The sequence below is a fragment of the Waterburya agarophytonicola KI4 genome, assembly GCF_020640915.1.
In the GTDB taxonomy this organism is placed as follows: domain Bacteria; phylum Cyanobacteriota; class Cyanobacteriia; order Cyanobacteriales; family Xenococcaceae; genus Waterburya; species Waterburya agarophytonicola.
In genome coordinates this window covers 38,529-58,404 of record NZ_JADWDC010000020.1, presented here as the reverse complement: position 1 = coordinate 58,404, position 19,876 = coordinate 38,529, and the positions used below count along the sequence as shown (strand labels likewise).

Annotated in this window: 19 protein-coding genes and 1 tRNA gene; 9 read left to right on the top strand and 11 right to left on the bottom strand. The window is 38.0% G+C overall.

The annotated features are described in order from the left end of the window. Positions 1-32: 32 nt before the first annotated feature. From I4641_RS10165 to I4641_RS10155, 3 genes are all read left to right on the top strand, one after another. Positions 33-1,307, top strand: coding sequence for an oligosaccharide flippase family protein (locus I4641_RS10165; protein ID WP_229640404.1), 1,275 nt, complete (start codon positions 33-35; stop codon positions 1,305-1,307). A gap of 254 nt (positions 1,308-1,561) precedes the next feature. After that, positions 1,562-3,145 (top strand): MBOAT family O-acyltransferase, encoded by a 1,584-nt coding sequence (locus I4641_RS10160; RefSeq protein WP_229640403.1) that lies wholly within the window; start codon positions 1,562-1,564, stop codon positions 3,143-3,145. Between the two features lie 35 nt (positions 3,146-3,180). Continuing rightward, entirely contained in the window at positions 3,181-4,329 is a 1,149-nt protein-coding gene (locus tag I4641_RS10155) for a hypothetical protein (RefSeq protein ID WP_229640402.1), read from the top strand. Between the two features lie 5 nt (positions 4,330-4,334). Here the strand turns inward: I4641_RS10155 and I4641_RS10150 are convergent, their stop codons facing one another. From I4641_RS10150 to gatB, 3 genes are all read right to left on the bottom strand, one after another. Further along, the gene (locus I4641_RS10150; RefSeq protein WP_229640401.1) at positions 4,335-5,615 is read right to left on the bottom strand and encodes an MFS transporter; all 1,281 of its coding nucleotides are present in this window, start codon (positions 5,613-5,615) and stop codon (positions 4,335-4,337) included. Between the two features lie 108 nt (positions 5,616-5,723). Continuing rightward, positions 5,724-6,866, bottom strand: coding sequence for a citrate synthase (locus I4641_RS10145; RefSeq protein ID WP_229640400.1), 1,143 nt, complete (start codon positions 6,864-6,866; stop codon positions 5,724-5,726). Between the two features lie 401 nt (positions 6,867-7,267). Further along, complete coding sequence (gene gatB, locus I4641_RS10140) at positions 7,268-8,758, bottom strand: Asp-tRNA(Asn)/Glu-tRNA(Gln) amidotransferase subunit GatB (protein WP_229640399.1); 1,491 nt, start codon at positions 8,756-8,758, stop codon at positions 7,268-7,270. 188 nt (positions 8,759-8,946) lie between these two features. Between gatB and I4641_RS10135 the strand changes: the two genes are divergently transcribed. Further along, positions 8,947-9,666 carry a response regulator gene (locus I4641_RS10135; protein ID WP_229640398.1) on the top strand — a complete coding sequence of 240 codons (720 nt, stop codon included), beginning with the start codon at positions 8,947-8,949 and terminating at the stop codon, positions 9,664-9,666. Between the two features lie 14 nt (positions 9,667-9,680). Here the strand turns inward: I4641_RS10135 and I4641_RS10130 are convergent, their stop codons facing one another. From I4641_RS10130 to moaC, 3 genes are read right to left on the bottom strand one after another with little or no spacing between them, the layout of a single operon-like run. Then, on the bottom strand, positions 9,681-9,980 hold the full coding sequence (locus I4641_RS10130) for a DUF3181 family protein (RefSeq protein WP_229640397.1): 300 nt from the start codon (positions 9,978-9,980) through the stop codon (positions 9,681-9,683). Beyond that, on the bottom strand, positions 9,980-10,231 hold the full coding sequence (locus tag I4641_RS10125; RefSeq protein ID WP_229640396.1) for a 2TM domain-containing protein: 252 nt from the start codon (positions 10,229-10,231) through the stop codon (positions 9,980-9,982). Before I4641_RS10125 ends, I4641_RS10130 begins: the two co-directional genes overlap by 1 nt. Positions 10,232-10,291: 60 nt before the next feature. Beyond that, a complete protein-coding gene (moaC, locus tag I4641_RS10120) occupies positions 10,292-10,798 on the bottom strand; it encodes a cyclic pyranopterin monophosphate synthase MoaC (protein WP_229640395.1) in 507 nt (168 codons plus the stop codon). A 74-nt stretch (positions 10,799-10,872) separates the two neighbouring features. On the opposite strand from moaC, the gene I4641_RS10115 reads away from it, so the two are divergent. The 5 genes from I4641_RS10115 to I4641_RS10095 all read left to right on the top strand — a co-directional run bounded on the left by I4641_RS10115 (position 10,873) and on the right by I4641_RS10095 (position 14,468). Then, positions 10,873-10,946, top strand: a tRNA-Arg gene (locus I4641_RS10115). Between the two features lie 284 nt (positions 10,947-11,230). Next, positions 11,231-11,998, top strand: coding sequence for a Tic22 family protein (locus I4641_RS10110; protein ID WP_229640394.1), 768 nt, complete (start codon positions 11,231-11,233; stop codon positions 11,996-11,998). A 10-nt stretch (positions 11,999-12,008) separates the two neighbouring features. Further along, positions 12,009-12,905, top strand: a complete 897-nt coding sequence (gene prmC, locus I4641_RS10105) for a peptide chain release factor N(5)-glutamine methyltransferase (protein WP_229640393.1) — start codon at positions 12,009-12,011, stop codon at positions 12,903-12,905. Positions 12,906-12,933: 28 nt separating this feature from the next. Continuing rightward, positions 12,934-13,530: an L-threonylcarbamoyladenylate synthase gene (locus tag I4641_RS10100; protein ID WP_229640392.1), complete on the top strand. Its 597-nt coding sequence runs from the start codon at positions 12,934-12,936 to the stop codon at positions 13,528-13,530. A gap of 140 nt (positions 13,531-13,670) precedes the next feature. Then, on the top strand, positions 13,671-14,468 hold the full coding sequence (locus tag I4641_RS10095; RefSeq protein ID WP_229640391.1) for a sensor histidine kinase: 798 nt from the start codon (positions 13,671-13,673) through the stop codon (positions 14,466-14,468). A gap of 524 nt (positions 14,469-14,992) precedes the next feature. Here the strand turns inward: I4641_RS10095 and folB are convergent. The 5 genes from folB to I4641_RS10070 all read right to left on the bottom strand — a co-directional run bounded on the left by folB (position 14,993) and on the right by I4641_RS10070 (position 19,874). Then, positions 14,993-15,355 (bottom strand): dihydroneopterin aldolase, encoded by a 363-nt coding sequence (gene folB / locus I4641_RS10090; protein WP_229640390.1) that lies wholly within the window; start codon positions 15,353-15,355, stop codon positions 14,993-14,995. 20 nt (positions 15,356-15,375) lie between these two features. Further along, positions 15,376-16,680, bottom strand: a complete 1,305-nt coding sequence (gene proA / locus I4641_RS10085) for a glutamate-5-semialdehyde dehydrogenase (RefSeq protein WP_229640389.1) — start codon at positions 16,678-16,680, stop codon at positions 15,376-15,378. Between the two features lie 80 nt (positions 16,681-16,760). Beyond that, entirely contained in the window at positions 16,761-17,450 is a 690-nt protein-coding gene (locus I4641_RS10080) for a carbonic anhydrase (RefSeq protein ID WP_229640388.1), read from the bottom strand. 124 nt (positions 17,451-17,574) lie between these two features. Next, a complete protein-coding gene (locus I4641_RS10075) occupies positions 17,575-17,883 on the bottom strand; it encodes a hypothetical protein (RefSeq protein WP_229640387.1) in 309 nt (102 codons plus the stop codon). Between the two features lie 77 nt (positions 17,884-17,960). Next, positions 17,961-19,874 (bottom strand): peptidoglycan D,D-transpeptidase FtsI family protein, encoded by a 1,914-nt coding sequence (locus I4641_RS10070; RefSeq protein WP_229640386.1) that lies wholly within the window; start codon positions 19,872-19,874, stop codon positions 17,961-17,963. Between the last annotated feature and the right edge of the window lie 2 nt (positions 19,875-19,876).

The window sequence follows — 19,876 nt, the reverse complement described above, 5'->3', positions numbered from 1 at the left end:
AAGATTAATGTCACAAGAATGAAATAGCAATCATGAATCTAGCAGAGATTAGGGTGAAAGCAACAAATCTATTTCAAAGTGGCTTGGCACAAGATGCATCGTGGATGTTGATATCTAAACTGTTTAATGTAATTATGCAAGCAGGATATTTCATTATTGTTGCCCGCTTGCTGGGGAAGGAAAATTACGGTTCTTTTATTGTCATCACAGCCTCGGCATCAATTATTTTTCCTTTTATCGCTTTAGGTAGCGAGCATGTATTAGTGAAAAATGTTGCTACCAACAGAGCTTCTTTTAGTATGTATTGGGGTAATACTTTAGTTCTGTTAATTTCTGGTGGAGCTTTATTAACAGTTGCTTTGTTATTTTTTTCTCCTTTAATTTTTCCTCAAAATATTACTTGGTTGACAACGTTATTGATTTTGCTCTCGGATTTAATTTGTCTGGGGCTTTTAGATATTAGCTATAAGGCATTAGTTGCAGCTAGTATGGTTAAAAAGACAGCACAACTAGGAATATTAAGCACCTGTGGTAAATTGTTAGCAGCACTATCATTGTCTACCTTTTTTGCTCAACCTAGTATTACTACCTGGGGATATTTGTATTTTACTAGTTCGGCCATTACCGCTGCGATCGCTATTTTGGTAGTCAACAAAATGGTTGCTACCCCTCGCCCTGTGTTTTCCGAACTAAAATCAAACATCGGACAAGGTTTATACTTTTCCATCAGTGCTTCGGCGAATAATATTAATGCTGGCTTAGATAAATCTATGCTGGGAAAGTTGTCTAATGTGGCTTCTGCTGGAATATATGGTTCGGCATATCGTTTTATTGACGTGGGAAATGTTCCTCTGTTAGCTTTGTTTGGAGCGAGCTACAAAAGATTCTTTCAACACGGTGCCTCTGGTATCAAAGGCAGCTTTAATTTTGCCAAACGGTTGTTGCCGATGTTGGTATTTTATGCGATCGCTAGCTTAATTGGTTATTGGCTTCTCGCCCCATTTATTCCGACGATCTTGGGAGAAGAATATAGAGAAGCGATCGGAGCTTTGCTTTGGCTATCTCCTTTACCAGCGATCGCCGCTTTTCAATATTTAGCAGCAGATACACTAACTGGATCTGGACATCAAAAAGCCCGAAGTATGGTACAACTTGGGGCTGCTGTCCTCAACATTATTTTAAATATATGGTTAATTCCACAGTTTTCTTGGAAAGGAGCAGCTTGGGCTACCCTAATTTCAGATTCTATCAGGCTCGTGTCTTTATGGTTAATTGTTTTTTTGTTATACCGTCGAGCAAATCGATAGATGTAACTAACGAAAAATACAGATAACAGAGAGCTTACAGATATTAGTAATTTTATATTTTTTCAACTATCTCGTCTGATTAAATTGACGTTTTATAAGGAATCTATAGATACTGTGATAAATTAAAAACCAATGCCCATTAAACAAAGATTAGTATTTGAAATTAGTATTTGAATACCAACAACTATCACTTTGATAATTGAGCAAGCTGTTTAAAACGGTAAATAACTATACTAAAATTATGAAATAAAATCATGCTTTTTAATTCTTTTGAATTTATTTTTCTGTTTTTACCTGTTACTTTGATAGTCTTTTTTTTACTAGGAAAAAGAAAAAAATATATTAAACAGCAGATACCAATACTATGGTTGGTCTTAGCTTCTTTATTCTTTTATGGTTGGTGGAAGCCATTGAATTTACCGTTGATTATTTTATCAATCGTAATCAACTACAGTTTAGGACACTTGTTAGGTAATGTACTAGAAAAAACAACAGTTAAAAAAGCTATTATTTTTTTTGGTATCATGTTTAACTTGGGATTGATTTGTTATTTTAAATATGCCAATTTTTTCGTAAGAAATGTCAATCAGTTGTTTAATACCAACTTTGACTTACCTTCCATTATAATTCCTCTGGCAATTTCTTTCTTTACATTTCAACAAATAGCATATTTAGTTGATGCCTACAATGGACAAACTAAGGAATATAACATTCTGAAATACATGCTATTTGTCTGCTTTTTTCCTCAGTTAATAGCAGGGCCAATCGTACATCATAAAGAAGTATTGCCACAGTTTGAGAAATCATCTATTTATCAATTTGACAAGCAAGCTTTGGCTATAGGTTTAACCGTTTTTGTTGCTGGTTTGTTTAAAAAAGTAATATTTGCCGATCGCATTGCTGAATATTCCAATCTAGCATTTGCAGCTGCTTCTCAAGGAATCGATCTCACTTTCTCCGAGGCTTGGGTAGGAGCATTAGGCTATAGCTTACAACTCTATTTTGATTTTTCGGGATACTCTGATATGGCAGTTGGCGCAGCCTATATGTTTGGCATCAAACTACCATTAAATTTCAACTCACCTTACAAGGCAATCAGTATTATCGATTTTTGGCGCAGATGGCACATCACTCTCTCCCACTTTTTACGAGATTATCTATACATTCCTCTAGGAGGCAGTCGTAAAGGTCAACTGAGACGCTATACCAATTTAGTCATCACTATGTTATTAGGAGGTCTTTGGCATGGTGCTGGCTGGACTTTTATTTTTTGGGGTGGCTTGCATGGAATATACTTAGTAATCAATCATTTATATCGCTCCCTCCGTAAAAGTTTGGGACATAATTTAAAAAATGATGGTGGGCTATTACGCGGTATCGGATGGTTGACTACTTTTATAGCAGTGGTGATTTCTTGGGTATTTTTCCGTGCCAATAATTTTCCCACGGCAATTTCCATGCTTAAATCTATGTTTGGCTTTGATGGCATACAGCTACCAGTCTTTTTAGAAGAATATCTAGGTTTTTTGAGAAATTTGGGAGTAGGATTTTTGGGCTTCACGGTCAATGTCGGTATTAGTCAAAAGTATGCCACTTTTGGAATTGTTATACTTTTATTAATTGCATGGTTTACTCCCAATACTCAACAGTGGATGGGCAACTATAACCCTACTTTGACAGAGCCAGTTGAGCAAAATAGTTCGGAATGGTCGCAAAAGTTTTGGAAATCTTTAGCTTGGAAACCCAATAAAATTTGGACGGTAATTATTGCAGGATTAACTTCACTATCTTTACTATGTTTCTCTAGAGTAAGTGAGTTTTTATATTTCCAATTTTAATTTTTAAAATATATACTTGTGGTGAAAATTTAAAAATGAATTTTAAGAGTGTAGCAGCAGAATTTTTAAAACTAGGTAAATATAAAACTCAAGAGATGTCCGTTAGTACAACTGCTCAAAAACACAAAAATTCCCAGTTTAGCTTTAAGCTGTATGGATTAGTGACATCCCTCTTGTTAGGTTCGGTGGCGGGTATAAATTGGGCGATCGATCCCTTGTGGTATAGTCACGGTAATATTCTTACGGGCAAAAATTTTACTTTTAATGAAAGAATAACCAAAACTAATTTATTCCTGAGAACTAAAGATAAAGTTAATTATGATTGTATTATTCTTGGTAGTTCTAGAGTTACCGCTTTAAGAACGTCTAACTTCAAGGAAGAGAAGTGTTTTAATTATGCCCTTAAAGGGGGTGAAATTCCCGACTTTGTTAATTATGCCGAATCTTTGAAAAATGAAGGAGTAAATCCTAAAACAGTCTATATTGGCGTGGATGGTTTAAATTTTGTGGAAAAAGAACGGAAAAGCCAAGAACCCGTAACCTTAGATACTTTGACTACTAAATCTCCTTTGCAAGCATATTTGTCGGCGGATGTTCTTTTGTTTTCTGTCATGACTTTATTGGGTATTAGTCCCGATCCAGGTAATTACTACGATCGAGATTTTGAACCTGTAGATTTTTCTGCCCCTCCTGTCTACACTCCAAGGTTTTATAAACCCCAACCACCACAAAAATGCGATCTTTCTTCTGTGGAAACATTCAAAAGTTTGAGAAGTATTTTCCCCAATGCTAAATTCATTGGTTACGTACCACCTAGATCTGCTTGGAGTATGATTAATGACACCTATGCCAGAGAATTGATGGATTGTGATTTGCTAGGGTTTCACGAACTCGCCCAAAGCTATGATGTGATGTATGATTTTTCTGCTCCCTCAAATATCACTAAAAACCCCAATAACACCTTTGATGGCAGTCATTATTCGGTGATTGTTAACAATCAAATCGCTGATATTTTACAAGGTAAAGATCCCGAAGAATTTGGGATTAGAGTCGATCAATATAATTTTGAGGAATATCGAAATTTATATCGTCAAAAGCTGAAGAATTTTCTGGCTGAAAATGAGCGATTGGATCTTTGGCAAGAATCGCCAGAAATATTGGTCAATATGGTTGAAAAAAAGTGATGGTTTTAATCTCTCAATGATTTTAAAGCATATGTATCTTGAGCTTGACCTAAAGCAAAAAATAGAGAGTGGCGCATATTTTTCCCTGCTTGAGTCATAAAAACCCCTAAAGCCATAGTAGCTAAAACTGCCGCCAGAGCAAAAATACCTCGATAGCCTCCTAAAAATCCAGCCAGAGAACCTAAAATTAAGCCACCCATAGCAATACCAACATCAAATCCACCCATGCACAGAGCAAAGACTTTGCCTCTTTCATTAGCATAAGAGCGATCGCTAATTAATGCCAAAATTAAAGGAATTAAAATCCCTGCTCCAGAACCTTCAGCGATCGCAGCTAAAATAAACATCATGGGAGTTTCTGCCTGGGTAAGTAATACCATAGAGATGATATAGCAAACTAGACTCCCACTAATAAATAAGCCTCGACCATAGCGATCGCTTGCTTGACCAATAAATAAACGTACCGAAAAAGAAGCGATCGCTACCACAGTATAGAAGAAGCCTACATTAAAATCCAGTTGTAATTCTGTGACAAACAAGGGTAGAAAAGCTACTAGAGTGCCAAAGACTAGTCCGATCAACATTAAAACAATAGTAGGCACTACTAAACCAGGATCTTTAGTTATTTGCCAAAAATCTCGCTTAATGATCGGAGAATTGGCATCTTGTTGTGATATTTCTCCTGGTAAAGAAGATTCTTTAATTTGGCTAGCTAATAAAAACGCCAACACTCCACAAATAATAGAAATTAAGAATAGTACCTCATAACCCGTACCATCAGGTACAAACTTCTTCCCACTCTCTTGTAAAAATCCGCCTAAAGCAGGACCTACAGACATTCCAATCGGTACGGCTAAATTCATGTAGCCGATTAAAGTTCCTCTATATTTTAAGGGAGATAAATCTACTACTAAGGCACTATAGCCAATGGTAAATGCAGCAATGCTGATGCCATGAAAAGCTCTAATGTAGCCCAAGCCTATAATGGAACGAACCATCAGATAACCAATTGGCGCAGATGCTGCAACAAAACTCCCAATCAAAATTACTAACTTGCGACTGCGAAGATCTGCTACTTTCCCCAGCCAAGTACGAGAGGCAATCAACCCAATGGCAAAACAACTCATGACCATGCCTACCTGCTGAGTTGTTCCTCCCATTGACTGTATATAAGTTGGGAGGGTAGGTAACATCAAAGTGATGCTAATCCAAAAAAGTAATCCTGCGGAGAATAAGTTGATTAGTTTTTGTTTAGTTTCTGTTTCAAGAACTTTCCAGGCTTCCACAGGCTTTTTCTAAATATAAAGATTACCAATATCCATTGGCTATCAGTTATATTAACGTTTATTAAGCTGCGGTTGAAATAATCAACAAGATAATAACTGTATCTTTAGTTACCTTTCTTCCATCGGAATGTAAGGTGCATTATGTTCTCCCGTATAAATTTGGGTAGGACGAAATATTCTATTTACAGCTAGTTGTTCTTTCCAGTGTGCCAGCCAGCCAGCCACACGAGCGATCGCAAAAATAGGAGTGAATAAATCGCTAGGAATGCCTAATTTACGGTAAACCAAACCAGAATAGAAATCTACATTAGGATATATACCTTTTTGTCCTAGTTTGCCCTCAATTATCCTTTCTAATTCTACCGCCATCTCATAATAGCGATCGTGTCCTGTTTGATCGAACAGTTTTTCCGCTAATCCTTGTAAGATTCTCGCTCTAGGATCTTTGACTTTATAAACTCGGTGTCCAAAACCCATGATTTTTTGCTTGTTAGCAATGAGGTTTTGTACGAAAGGCTCGACATTTTCAAGAGAATCGATATTTTCTAACATCAATAATACTTCTTCATTTGCCCCTCCGTGAAGAGGTCCAGCTAAAGTACCCACCGCAGAAGCGACTACAGCATAAGGATCTGTAAGAGTTGAAGCCGTTACCATCGCCGAAAAGGTTGAAGCATTGATCGTATGTTCTGCATGAAGAGTTAGGCAGACGTCAAATATCTGTGCTTCCAATGGATGAGGTTCTCTTTCTGTCAGCATATAGAGAAAATTAGCTGCATAATCGAGATTGTCATTGGGTGTAATGGCATCATTTCCCCGACGCATCTGATGGAATGCAGCAACCATAGTAGGAATTTTTGCCAGAATGCGTACTACTGCTTTTCTAATATATTCTGGGTCATCTAATGCCCGACGAGCGTAAAATAGACCTAATGCTGCTGCGGAGGTTTGTAGCGCATCCATTGGATGGGCAGTCTCAGGACAACATTTCATCATGTCTCTGATACGATACTTAATCCGACGATGATACAGAATGTCGTTCTGGAATTCTTTTAACTGTTGTTCGCTGGGTAATTTCCCCCAAATCAACAAATATGCCGTTTCTAAAAAGCTACCTTGTTTGGTTAACTCCTCGATCGCAATTCCTCGATATTCTAAAATACCTTTTTGACCGTCAACAAAACTAATACTAGATTTTGTGGCAGGAATACCTTCTAAGCCTGGCTTATATTCGCAAAATGTTGCTGTCATAGACTTTCCTAAATTAATTTAAAGATAATATATTTGAAATTAGCCCAAATCCTTTTGATTAAATGTCTTGAACGTTACTAAACTTAGACTGGGGGTATGAATTGTATTATTCCCATTTTATCGGCAATAGTCTAATTTCCTATCTGGAAAGAGAAATACTTATTGATTTTATAACCAACTCGATCTATTTTAGTTTGATATAAAGAGATCCCACGACAATATCTTTAACCATCAAATAACTAATTAAAAGCAAAAAAATAGCAGGTTTAGACCTTATCGATCTCCCTACTACTATGCCACATTTTCAATAGTCTTAATTAAGTACTTATGCGGAATTAATCAGACATTTATCTTTACTACTTTTCCAGTCATAAAAGATAAATTTTATGTTGCACGGGTACTTATCCTTGCAGCTTTTTACTTAATAATTGATTGGTTAATTTAGGATCGGCGCGTCCGCTAGTTTTCTTCATTACTTGTCCGACAAAGAAACCCTTGAGCTTAGTTTTACCGTCGCGGAACTGTTCTAATTCTTTCGGGTGAGAGGCAATTACTTCATCAATAATCTTTTCAATTTCTCCCGTATCAGAAATTTGAATCAAACCTTTTTTCTCCACCAAAGCTTTTGCAGAACCTCCTTTAGTTGAAAGTTCGGGAAGAATTTCCTTGGCAATTTTTCCGCTAATTGTACCTTCACTAATTAAACAAATTAACTCTGCCAAAATTTCAGGCTTTAACTCAGTTTCCGCAATCTTGAGATTGTTACTGTTTGCATAAGCAGCAAGATCCCCCATTACCCAGTTTGCCACTTGTTTGGTATCACCCCCAGCAGCGATCGCTGCTTCAAAATATTCTGCTACAGTGCGATCGTCTGTTAATACTCTCGTATCATAAGCAGACAAACCCAATTCTGACTGATAGCGATGGCGTTTGCTAAGGGGAAGTTCGGGTAATTCTGCTTTCCAGCTTTCTAATTGTTCGGTAGAGACTTCAATGGGGGGAAGATCGGGTTCGGGAAAATAGCGATAGTCGCTGCTTCCTTCTTTCATCCTCATGCTTTTAGTTCTTTGCGTACCTTCCTCCCAAAGACGAGTTTCTTGATAGATGGGTTCGCCTTTGCCAATCGCTTCGATTTGTCTTTCAATCTCGTAATCGATCGCTTTTTGAATGGCACTAAAGGAATTCATATTCTTAATTTCTACTTTAGTTCCAAATTCCTTTTGCCCCACAGGGCGTACAGAGATATTAACATCACAACGCAAGGAACCTTCGTTCATCTTGCCATCACTGATACCCAAATAAAGCATAATGCGACGGATCTCTTGGGCATATTCGGCTGCTTCCTTCCCGCTACGCAGATCGGGTTCGGATACAATTTCCACCAAAGGTATCCCCGCACGGTTGAAATCTACCAAAGAATAAGTAGAACCATCAATGCGATCGCTTCCTCCGTGGGTTAGTTTCCCCGCATCCTCTTCCATATGCAAGCGGGTAACGCCGATTTTCTTCCGAATCGGTTCGGTGTTGGGTTTTTCGACGATTTCGATTTCCACCCAACCATGTTCAGCGATCGGAAGATCGAATTGAGAAATTTGATAATTTTTGGGTAAGTCAGGATAGAAATATTGCTTGCGATCAAATTTACTATAGGGTGCAATCTGACAATTGAGGGCTAAACCCGCCTTTACCGCATACTCCAGTACTTTTTCATTCAAGACGGGAAGCACCCCAGGATATCCCAGACAAATAGGAGAGATATTGGTATTGGGGTTGTCGCCATCAAACCTAGTTGACTCGCGACTAAATATTTTGGTTTCGGTATTTAGTTGACAATGAGTTTCTAGTCCAATTATTGCTTCGTACTCTGTCTTAGCTGGTGCAGCACTAGTCATAAATCTTGAGCTTAATAGAAAATGATTTTCTTATTTTATCGGTATTATCCACTTTCCCGTCAGGTTGAAGCGATCGCTTGACTAAAAATAATTTTTCAATCCATTAAAAGTTACAGATTGTAAGATAATAAAATAATATAAAGAGTCTCCGCTCAATTCTATATTTAATATAATAATTATAATTAATAATGGTTCGTATTCTTATAGTTGACGATCAAAAACTTGTTCGAGAAGGTATTAAGATATTACTAGAAAATAGAACAGAAATCGAGATTGTAGGCGATATTCCCGATGGAGAAAGTGCCTTAAAGGAAATAAAACTTCTTCAGCCAGATATTGTTCTTTTGGATATAGATATGCCTGGAATGGATGGCTTAACTTTAGCCAATATTATTCGTTCTCGGTTTCCTTTAGTCAAAATAATTATGCTAAGTAGCCACGAAGAAAAAAGCTACGTACAGCAAGCAACGGAGTCTGGTGCCAAGGGATATTTACTGAAAAATGCTTCTTCTCAGGAATTAGAGTGGTCGATTAAATTAGTCCATCGTGGTTATTCGGCGATTAAATCAGAGTTGTTAGAACAACAGTTAATTTATCATAAAAAACCTGAAATAGACCTCAAATTAGACGTAGATTTTCAAACAGATGATCAACAAAGTTCTGGTTCGAAGACTATTTTATCGGAAGAAGATAGGGCTAATTTAGATAAGTTAGAGCTTTTATTAGCCAAAAAAGAAAGTCGAAAGAAATATTCCCACTACAAAGAACAGCAAAAACAACGCAAATTTTGGTTTCATGGAGTGAGGTTAACTCAAATCAAAAAAACAATAATGAGCTTTGAATTCAAACTTCTTGTTTTTATAATTTTGTTCTGTTTGGGATTTTTGGTAATAGTTGCCCTGTCTTAAGTAAAAAATATCAATCAAATATCTTTTTGATATTCTTCCAATAAATCTACCAAGTCAACTTTACATTGCATGGGTAATAGCTTATCTAATCCCAATTGAGTCGCGCCTCCTCCTAGCTTAATAGGTATAGACTGAAGAATTGCTATGACTCCATCTTCGCTCAAAGAATCATCTTCCAAAAGAGGATAAACTTTTTCGGCAACAACAGTGTGTAGCTTGGCATCATTGAGATATAAATGCCATTTGGCAACATCAATATATATGGTTTCGCCAATTTTAGCTGCGAGAGCTTCAATGTCTTGTGTATTAGCCATTAGGTTTTAATTGATGAATAGTCTGCGATCGCTTTAATATAGATGAAATGTAAAACTAAAATGCCAAACCAAATACCATTGATCCACAGTAGCCAAGGCCATTGGGTTGATTTTATAATATGCACAAACCACAAACCAGAGTTAGTAGCAGCATAAACGCCAACATGAACGGCAAAATTAATTAAATCTTCCAAACGACGAAATTCAGGGTCGGTTTTACGGTCTGGTTGTCGAGGCCAACGAGGAGGCATATATATATTATTACTAAAAATTCAATAAATTCATTCTACATATACTCTCATTGTATCTGTTTAGCTGCTTTTTTCGACCCCATAATAATCTCCTGATTTGCCTCCCGTTTTACTCAACAAACGAATCTCTGTAATTTCCATAGATTTCTCTAAAGCCTTTGCCATATCATAAAGAGTCAGGGCTGTTATAGAAACTGCTGTCAAGGCTTCCATTTCCACTCCTGTTTCGGCTTTGATAGCCACAGTTGCTTTAATTTCATATCCAGGCAGATCGTAATTGGGGGTAATTTCTACTTCAATTTTGTGAATGGGCAGGGGATGGCATAAGGGAATTAAATTAGCTGTTTGTTTTGCTGCCATAATTCCCGCAATTTTTGCCGTACCCAAAACATCACCTTTGGGCGCATTTCCTGCTTCAATAGTGGTCAAAGTTGGGGCAGACATGATGATTTTTCCAGTTGCGATCGCTTGGCGACGAGTTTTTTGCTTGTCCGAAACATCAACCATTTGAGCGTCTCCACTCTCATTGAGGTGAGAAAGAGAATTAGAATTGATTTTTTCTTGCATTACGTTCCATAGTTCTGCTAGTATTAAAAACTGTTGGGTTGAGTTTTTAAATATTTAATTGCCTGACAAATAGAGGGCGAGTAGCTCAGTGGATTAGAGCATTTGGCTACGAACCAAAAGGTCGGGGGTTCAAATCCCTCCTCGCTCATAAAAAGGGAATCGACTATCGTAAATGGTAGTCGATTTTTGTATTTTGATGAATTATTTATCCCCCTACTTACTCAAACCCAATTTGCTTAATATAGTTCCTTCTGTATAATGGGCGGAAACATTCGTGAATTTATTTTAGTCATATTAAAGTATTAAGCGTTTTATTTGAGATAAATATCCAGCAAGTAGATAAAAAATAATTACTTTAGTTATCCAGTAATTAACCGTTTTGTATACACAATAAGTAAACAAGTAGATAGGGCAGTTAAGCAATAATTAATCATGATCAAACTATTAGTTCGTTGGAGTGCGGGATTGGGTATAGCAGGAACACTATTTTTAAGTGCAGGGATCGCAGAAAATCTAACTGCGCTGGCTTTACCAGAAGCAGAAATATTAAAAAAACTCGATCCTGTACCTGTTTTTACAATTGCTGACGAACAAGGTGCGCCTTTAGTAGCATCGGGAGAAGATGAAGCGAAAGTTGCAGGAGTCTTTATTAGTCAAGAAGATGCCAATCAGTTTGTGAGTCAGTTAAAAACCAAAAATCCCGAATTGGCAGACAAAGTAAAGGTAGTTCCCGTTTCCTTGGGTGAAGTATATAAATTAGCAGAATCTGCTAAGACTGAAGAAAATGCCCTTAATTTTGCTTATGTTCCTCAAGAAGAAGCTGTAACTTCTGCTAAAACTATCGGTGAAGCCAATCAACAGCCATATCAAGGTGGAGTACCTTTGTTTGTAGCTAAAGGCGGAGAAGACAAAGGATATCTGACCATTGAAAAAGACTCCCAACAAGTTATTCCTTTCTTTTTTGATAAGAAACAACTAGAACAAGTAGTAACTAAATTCAAAGAACAAAAACCTGAAATTGCTGATAGCGTCGATATCGAAGTTGTTCCTCTAGAGGGAGTAATTCAAACTCTAGAAACAAGCGAAGATAAGATGTTAGAAAAAATTGTTCTGATACCCACAGAAGAATCAATTAAATTCTTACAAAATGTTTCTGCACCAGAAGAAGCAACACCAGAACCCGCAGCGCCAGAGAAATAAAAAAATAAGATTGGATAGCATTTCGGGCAGGGAATTATATTATTGGTATCAACGAGCTAAACAATATGCGATCGCCAATAATATCGAACCAAAGGAAGTTGATTGGCTACTTCAGACCATAACTGATTTGAGTAGTTTATCTCTACGGATCGGTTCGTTCCAAAATCAAGCCCAAATAAACAGTAAAAAATCCCTGTCAGAGCTTAATCTGCTCTGGCAACAGCGTCTTCAAAATCGTTTGCCAGTACAATATCTGGTGGAAACGGTCTTTTGGAGGCGTTTTCAACTAAAAGTCACCCCCGCAGTCTTGATTCCTCGTCCTGAGACGGAATTAATTGTTGATATTGCCCAAGAAGCAATTAAAAATAGCATTTTTGGTATAGAGCAAAACTGCCATTGGGTAGATTTGGGTACGGGGAGTGGTGCGATCGCCTTAGGGTTAGCCGATAGTTTTCCCCAAGCTAAGATTCACGCTGTAGATTGTAGCCCAGAAGCCTTAAAAATTGCCCGAGAAAATGCGATCAATTTGCAATTAGAGAATCATATTTACTTTTATCACGGTAATTGGTGGGATCGATTGGAGTTTCTCCGAGGCAAAGTTACAGGAATGATTTCTAATCCACCCTACATCCCCACCTCCGACTTAGAAAAGCTACAACCAGAGGTATTTCAACACGAGCCTCATTTGGCTTTAGACGGTGGTGTCGATGGTTTAGACTATATTCGTTATTTAGCTAAATCTGCGCCTCAATATTTGGTGTCTGGGGGAGTCTGGCTGGTTGAAATGGCGATCGATCAATCAGATAAAGTAGTCGAATTACTAGATCGACAAGAAGAATACTACGATATAAAAGTATTGCCCGATCTCAATGGGATCGATCGCTTTGTTTTGGCTTACAAATCTTAAATAATTTCTTTAAATAGTTTCAAGATCGATGGTAGAAGTTTCTCAAGTAGAATTAGTTCGAGGTGCGATCGCCCGAAAAGCAGTTAGTTTCCCTACGGATACCGTACCAGCTTTGGCGATCAAGCCAGAATTTGCCCAACTCATTTATCAACTCAAACAACGCCCTGCTAACAAGCCTCTTATTTTGATGGGAGGATCTATTGCGGATTTACTTCCCTATACAACCCATACTTCTGCTGAATTGACAGCGTGGCAAAAGTTAATCGATCGCCATTTACCAGGGGCGTTAACCCTAGTACTGCCCGCTTCCGATCTAGTACCCCAGGCGATCGATCCAACTCGCTCTAATACAGTAGGAATTCGAGTACCCAACTGTGCGATCGCTTGTCAAATATTAAAACAAACTGGAGTTTTAGCGACAACGAGTGCCAATATTTCTGGCAAAGATGCCTTAACCTCAATGAAGACAATAGCTGCAACTTTTCCCGACGTACTGGTGTTAAAAGATACAGGCTTAGGAGAAATAGAAGCAAAAGGTAGCGGACTCCCTTCTACAGTGGTATCTTGGCAAAATCAACAGTGGCAAGTTTTGCGTCAAGGAAGCGTCAAAATTGACCGCAGTTAAGATATATCGTAAAGATTATCCCACAAGAGCTATGTTAAATTAATCAACAATCTGAATAGTTTGACTGGGTTGAACTTTACAGGGCGATCTTGCCATTTATCAAAGACTAATTAACTATCAATAGTCAAGTTTCTTGAGTTATGAATGAAATTGACGAGCTGAAAGAAGAATTGAAACAAGCGCAACTAGCTTATCAAATGGCCGCACAAATGAGCCAATTTAAAGCGGGTTTTTTAGCTCGGACTTCCCATGAATTGAGATCGCCTCTCAGTGGTATGATCGGTCTGCACCAACTAATTTTGGCCGATCTGTGCGAAAGTCCTGAAGAACAAAAAGAATTCATTGCTCAAGCTTATAAGTCAGCATTAAAGCTTTTGAAACTAATTGATGAAATTGTAGCTGTTTCTAAGACGGAATACGGTAGTAACCGTTTAAATCCCGAATCACTCCAGTTAGCCGAAATATTCACCGAAATAGATCGCTTAACCCATCTACAAGCAGCCAACCGCAACTTAAAATTGGCTATAGTTACTCCCGATCCTCAGATTGTCGTGTATGCCGATCGTTCTCGTTTAATTCAATTAATATTTAATATAATTGACAGCGGGATTTCTTTGATGAAAACAGGAACAATCGAGCTATCTATCAGTCAAGTTACATCTAGTCGTGTCACGTTTGAAATAGATCTTGAATGTCCCATCGCCCTGTGGCAGGAACAAGAAACTATCGAACCAAACTTTGAGGGGAAAGATTTAGGGGAAATCCGTCAGTTTCTCCAAGAAATTAGCTTGTCGGCAAATATGAAACTATTGCTATCTAAAACCTTATTAGAAACAATGGGAGGAAGTTTGGAAATCTTAGATTGTACTCACCAAAATGACGGACAACCTCTAACTCGAATAGTTTTAAGTTGTAAAAAGAATCAAGATAATAATTAAGCTTAAAAATTAAAAGAAGGAGTTAAAACTGCCAATTGCAATTGCTCTCCTTCTTTGGTTAGTTGAATTTGCAACACCAAAATTATTGCTCAATCATAGATATGATTGCCCATAATGTAGATTAAGGTACTTAATATTGATGTTTGCTTTCTTGAGAATATTCCCGTTCCCAGCATTTTCTAAATAGTGTGATTTGATATAAATACCAAAAATGTCTGACATTCCAAATAGAGTATTGATCGAAAAGTTGCTGATTAAAATATTGCCAAATTAAATTTGTTGTTAGTTTTATTTTTCTATCCATCGACCAAAAATCCTTGATTAATAATTAAAATTGGTTTTAAAGTTGTGGAGGATCGAATGATTCAGTTGTCTTCAAAAGACAGATAGAATTGTCCTCTATTATTAAATTGCCCATTTTAATCACATTCCCCTTGGTCGGAATTGCCTAAAATAGATCGACAATAAAGAAAAGATTAAGTAACATCTCGGATTGTCAAACGATCACAAATCTGTTTTATATTTTATTTAGGTTGACTTCTGGTAATATCTAGGGTAATTATGCCCCCAAACTCAGGAATTGGGGCTGCGGGTTTGGATAACTTTACACGAACCTGGCTAACTTTTTCGATGCTTAATATTTTATCCGCGATCGCACTAACTAGCTTCTCTACTAAGTGAAATTTAGCGGTAGTAATCAATTCTTTAACTAAAGCGATCGCTTCTCGATAGTCTACGGTATCTTCAATATTATCGGTCTTTCCTGCGGTATCTAAATCTACCCATAAAGTTAGGTCAACCTCAAACCATTGTCCTAATACTCGCTCTTCGGGTAAATAACCCACGTAACCATAAGCGCGAATACCATTTACTTGAATTGAATCCATTTTTATCAATTATTTAATGATTAACGATCGCGATGAGTAAAAGGTTTAGCATTAGCACCTGTATAAGTAGCAGCAATATGACCGTCCCCCGTTACTTTATACTTATATGTGACTAAACCTTCTAAACCCACTGGACCACGGGGTGGCATTTGCTGAGTACTAATGCCAACTTCTGCACCAAATCCATAGCGAAAACCATCGGCAAAACGAGTCGAGCAGTTATGATATACTCCTGCTGCATCTACCAAATTTTGAAATATCTCTGCGGTAGCAAAATCTTCAGTAACGATCGCGTCGGTATGTTTTGAACCATATTGGTTGATATGAGCGATCGCCTTATCTATAGAGTCTACTATTTTGATCGCCAAGATTAAATCGCTATATTCGGTTTTCCAATCGTGTTCGCTGGCTAATTTGACATCAATATTTTTTTTAGTCGCTTCATCTCCTCGCAACTCTACTCCTTCTTGTAAAAGAGCTTGGGCTATCTTGGGCAGAAATTCAGCAGCAATATCTCGATGAACTAGTAAAGTTTCAATCGCATTACAAGCTGCGGGATAGTGAGTTTTTGCGTCTACAGTGATGGCGATCGCTTTATTAAGTTCGGCTGCTTTATCTAAATACAAATGACAGATACCATCAGCATGACCCAATACGGGAATACGAGTATTGTCTTGAACGTATTGCACGAAAGAATTAGACCCTCTGGGAATAATCAGATCTACATAACGATCTAAATCGAGTAACTGTTTGATCTCTTCTCTGGTAGTCAGCAACTGCACCGCAGCGGGATCTACTTTGGTCGATTCCAATGCCTGACAAATTATTTTAGTCAGCACCTTACAGGAATTAATTGCTTCTCTACCCCCTTTGAGAATTACCCCATTACCCGATTTAATCGCCAAACTGGTAATTTGAATTAAAGCTTCGGGACGAGCTTCAAAAATGATTCCCAACACTCCTAAAGGACAAGTAACCCTCTTCAAAACCAAACCTTCATCCAACTCGCGATTGATTTGAGCGACTCCAATAGGATCGGCTAATTTTGCCACATCTTCCACTCCTGCGATCGCAGCTTCTAATTTAGATTCTCCTAACTTTAATCTGGCATATAGTGCGGGAGCGATATTGTTTGCTTCGGCTGCTGTTAAATCTGCTTCATTGGCAGCTAGTATTTCTGACTTTGCTGTTAATAGAGCCTGTGCCACGGTCAAGAGCGCAGCATTTCTATCTTCTGTAGATAATATTGCTAGTTTTCCTGATGCTATGCGAGTTTGTTGGGCAATTTCGATTAAGGAGGGCGATGCTACTCCAGAGATAACCATACTTGTTACTAATATTTGAAGTACCAATAATTTTACTGGTTCGAGCAGACATTATGGCTAATTTTTCTTTTAATATAGTCTTATTTTGATTCGGATAATATTCTATTATTCAAAGCTTGTACTGGTCTGGCATTAGTACCGATAACTGACAAAAAGCGTTCTATTTGTAGTTGGGATACTTCTATTGGTTGCTTTAATACCAGCCAGGTAACAATTTCCGAACAGGGAGGAGTAGTTAAAGAACCCCGATAGCGATAGTAGCGATCGATGTTTTCAGGCAGTAAATCAAGGGCGTTAATTAATATATCCGATGTCTCTGGGGGGCGATCGCTTTGAACAGGTATTTTTTGCCAAACGGTATCTAAAGCCCGATTCATTTCACCTTTTGACATTAGCACCGCCAAAACTACAAACTCTCCTGTAATCTGGTTTTGATGGACAAAGTGAGCTTCCATTTCAAAAGTTTGTCCCCAAACTAAATGTTCGCTGGGTTGATGAAAATGAAATTGCAACAACTCGTATATTTGACCGTCAAGAGTTAGATTGCTTCCTGGCTGATAATCAACTCGGATGGTGCGATGGTTATTAACAATAGTTAGCGGTGTATCTTTATAGCTTAATTCTAGACTGCCAAAACTAGAACTAACAGAAGACGGCAAATTAATCGGTGACTGCGCTTTTCCTACCTTGCAAGTAGCAAATTCTGGATCTAATTCTCCCCAGAAAGACGAACCCGTATCTCCTTGATAGCTCCAAATACTAGGTCGCACATTTTTGGTTGGCAATATATTTAAAGCGATCGTTTCTATTGACAAATATTTTAATAAATCTCTTCGTTTCAACTAGATAATCTCTTTCATACTCCCAAAACCCTTATTTATGACCAACAATTAACTAACTTTGTGGTTGAGTTTCCGAACTATTATTGCGTACGAGATTTCTGCAGCCAGCGCAATCACAACCATAAAGAGAGATCGCTTTATCTCCTTCTCGATCTAATTCCGCTGCGGTTTCAGCGTCGTATTCATCGCAGCTACAATCAGCAAAAGGATAATCTGTTTCTCTTTGAGGAATTTGACTTATCTCTCGATCCAATTCTGGGGCGGTAAAAACATACTCTTTGGCATTGACAGCATCAGCCCCTAATATGGACAATGCAATAGAACTAGAACAACCTAAAACAGTCAGTAGTTTATTATTCATTTTGTTCATTATTTTCTTGTGGCAAATCAAAAATTAATTATATCTTGTTAAAAATATCTTGTTAAAAATTTAAGTTCTTATTTTTGGGAAATATCGGTACTAGGAGGAATGCCTTCAATATTAATTATTCCTTGAATTACCGAACCGACTATCGGCGCAGCTACAGTAGAGCCATAGGTATATTCTCCGTGGGGTTCGTCCACTACCGCTAATACTGCATAGCGGGGGGCTTCTACAGGAAATATACCGACAAAGCTAGTAATTTTGGCAGTTTCATCATAACCACCTTGGGTAATCGCTTTTTGGGAAGTCCCCGTTTTTCCTGCAATGCGGTAGCCTGGAATTTTAGCTGCATAACCGCTACCGTCTTCAACGACTTTTTCCATCATTTCTAAAACAGTTTTTGCTGTTTTGGGAGAAAAGACTTGTTTGGTGTTGGGTGGTTGAGAATAGTGAAGATAACCTTTGTAGTCGGACAAACCTCTAACTACGTGGGGTGTAATCAGTTTTCCTTCATTGGCTAATGCAGCATGAATTTGAATTAATTTGAGGGGAGTTAATGAAAATCCTTGCCCAAAAGCAGTGGTAGCGGGTTCGATTTCTCTAACGGTGAATTCAACTTCGTTTTTGAGTCTACCCGTGGTGTACCCAGGAATATCAAACTCGACTTTATCTTCGATACCTAATTTTTGGAGATCTCGATAATAGTCTAGAGGTTCGATGCGACGCATCACCTTAATCATCCCCACATTACTAGAATATTGCAGAATTTGGGATAGAGTTAATTCTCCCCGCGCGCCCTTTTTCTCGAAGTCATGATTGCGTACGACGGCATCCTTAATTTTTATTTCTCCCGTATCGTTAAATGTATCCTGGGGAGAAATCACCCCCGCATCCAAAGCCAGGGCGATATTAATTGGTTTAAAAGTAGATCCTGGTTCGTATAGATCGGTAACAGCCCAATTTTTAAAGACGCTAAAATCTTCATACTTATAATAAGTATTGGGATCGTAAGTAGGTTCGGATACTAAAGCTGCGATCGCGCCATCGCGGACATCCATCACAATTACCGTACCTCGTTTAGCATCGTATTCTTTCATCTGCTTTTTTAAAGCATTGCGGGCAATTTGCTGCAAACGCAAGTCGATAGTTAGTTGCAAGCGCAGATCATCAAAATTAAATAGTTGTTGCGATCGCTCTAAATCCCCTGGATGAAATACGGCTTTGTTGTTGCTAAAGCTGCGCTTCATTTTCCAGCTAATGGGATCGCGCTCTAATAATTTGTTTTGAGTATATTCTATTCCCGCTTGGGGGGTGCGACTGCTATCTAAATTGACATAACCCGTTACTTCTGCTGCCATTTCTCGATGGGGATAAAAGCGAGAGTAGTTTTGCTTGAGATCTAAGCCATCAATCTGTAAAGCAGCAATTTTTTCTTTGACTGATTCGGGTAAATCTTCTGCCAAGCGAATTCCCCAATCTTGTTTTTGGAAAATTGCCAGAAACTCCTGGGGAGTTTTGTTGCCTAAAATATCTGACAGTTGTTCGGCAATTTCTTCGGCGGGTACTGGTTCGGAGTTTCTCTTAAATAAATGGGGATGAACGTATAAAGTATAGGTAATTCTATCCGTTGCCAAAACATTGCGATCGCGATCTACAATTTGACGACGGGGAATATAAAAACTTAGTTTAGTAGTTTGTTGATCTTGGGCTATTTGAGTTAATCTTTTGCCATCGGGAGCTTGTTCGTAAAAAATTATAGGATTAACAATTTGGAGATAATAGAGCCTTGCAGCCAGTCCCACTGTACCAATTACTAAAACTCCCCAAACCAAAAACAGCCGCAATAATAAATGTGCCTGGGATTTATTTTTTTGATTATTAGATAATCGACGTTGTTCGACAAATGGTCGGGGATGAAATCTAGTACCTTTAGGTTTTTTTTTAGTATTATTCGATCTCAAAGGAAGTTTAAATCTAGATTTAGTCATAA

Excerpts from the sequence above, each read along its gene's own strand:
- I4641_RS10165 (WP_229640404.1), top strand. The coding sequence starts at position 33 with ATGAATCTAGCAGAGATTAGGGTGAAAGCAACAAATCTATTTCAAAGT.
- I4641_RS10160 (WP_229640403.1), top strand. The coding sequence starts at position 1,562 with ATGCTTTTTAATTCTTTTGAATTTATTTTTCTGTTTTTACCTGTTACT.
- I4641_RS10155 (WP_229640402.1), top strand. The coding sequence starts at position 3,181 with ATGAATTTTAAGAGTGTAGCAGCAGAATTTTTAAAACTAGGTAAATAT.
- I4641_RS10145 (WP_229640400.1), bottom strand. The coding sequence starts at position 6,866 with ATGACAGCAACATTTTGCGAATATAAGCCAGGCTTAGAAGGTATTCCT.
- gatB (WP_229640399.1), bottom strand. The coding sequence starts at position 8,758 with ATGACTAGTGCTGCACCAGCTAAGACAGAGTACGAAGCAATAATTGGA.
- I4641_RS10135 (WP_229640398.1), top strand. The coding sequence starts at position 8,947 with ATGGTTCGTATTCTTATAGTTGACGATCAAAAACTTGTTCGAGAAGGT.
- I4641_RS10130 (WP_229640397.1), bottom strand. The coding sequence starts at position 9,980 with ATGGCTAATACACAAGACATTGAAGCTCTCGCAGCTAAAATTGGCGAA.
- I4641_RS10125 (WP_229640396.1), bottom strand. The coding sequence starts at position 10,231 with ATGCCTCCTCGTTGGCCTCGACAACCAGACCGTAAAACCGACCCTGAA.
- moaC (WP_229640395.1), bottom strand. The coding sequence starts at position 10,798 with ATGCAAGAAAAAATCAATTCTAATTCTCTTTCTCACCTCAATGAGAGT.
- I4641_RS10110 (WP_229640394.1), top strand. The coding sequence starts at position 11,231 with ATGATCAAACTATTAGTTCGTTGGAGTGCGGGATTGGGTATAGCAGGA.
- I4641_RS10100 (WP_229640392.1), top strand. The coding sequence starts at position 12,934 with ATGGTAGAAGTTTCTCAAGTAGAATTAGTTCGAGGTGCGATCGCCCGA.
- I4641_RS10095 (WP_229640391.1), top strand. The coding sequence starts at position 13,671 with ATGAATGAAATTGACGAGCTGAAAGAAGAATTGAAACAAGCGCAACTA.
- folB (WP_229640390.1), bottom strand. The coding sequence starts at position 15,355 with ATGGATTCAATTCAAGTAAATGGTATTCGCGCTTATGGTTACGTGGGT.
- proA (WP_229640389.1), bottom strand. The coding sequence starts at position 16,680 with ATGGTTATCTCTGGAGTAGCATCGCCCTCCTTAATCGAAATTGCCCAA.
- I4641_RS10075 (WP_229640387.1), bottom strand. The coding sequence starts at position 17,883 with ATGAATAATAAACTACTGACTGTTTTAGGTTGTTCTAGTTCTATTGCA.
- I4641_RS10070 (WP_229640386.1), bottom strand. The coding sequence starts at position 19,874 with ATGACTAAATCTAGATTTAAACTTCCTTTGAGATCGAATAATACTAAA.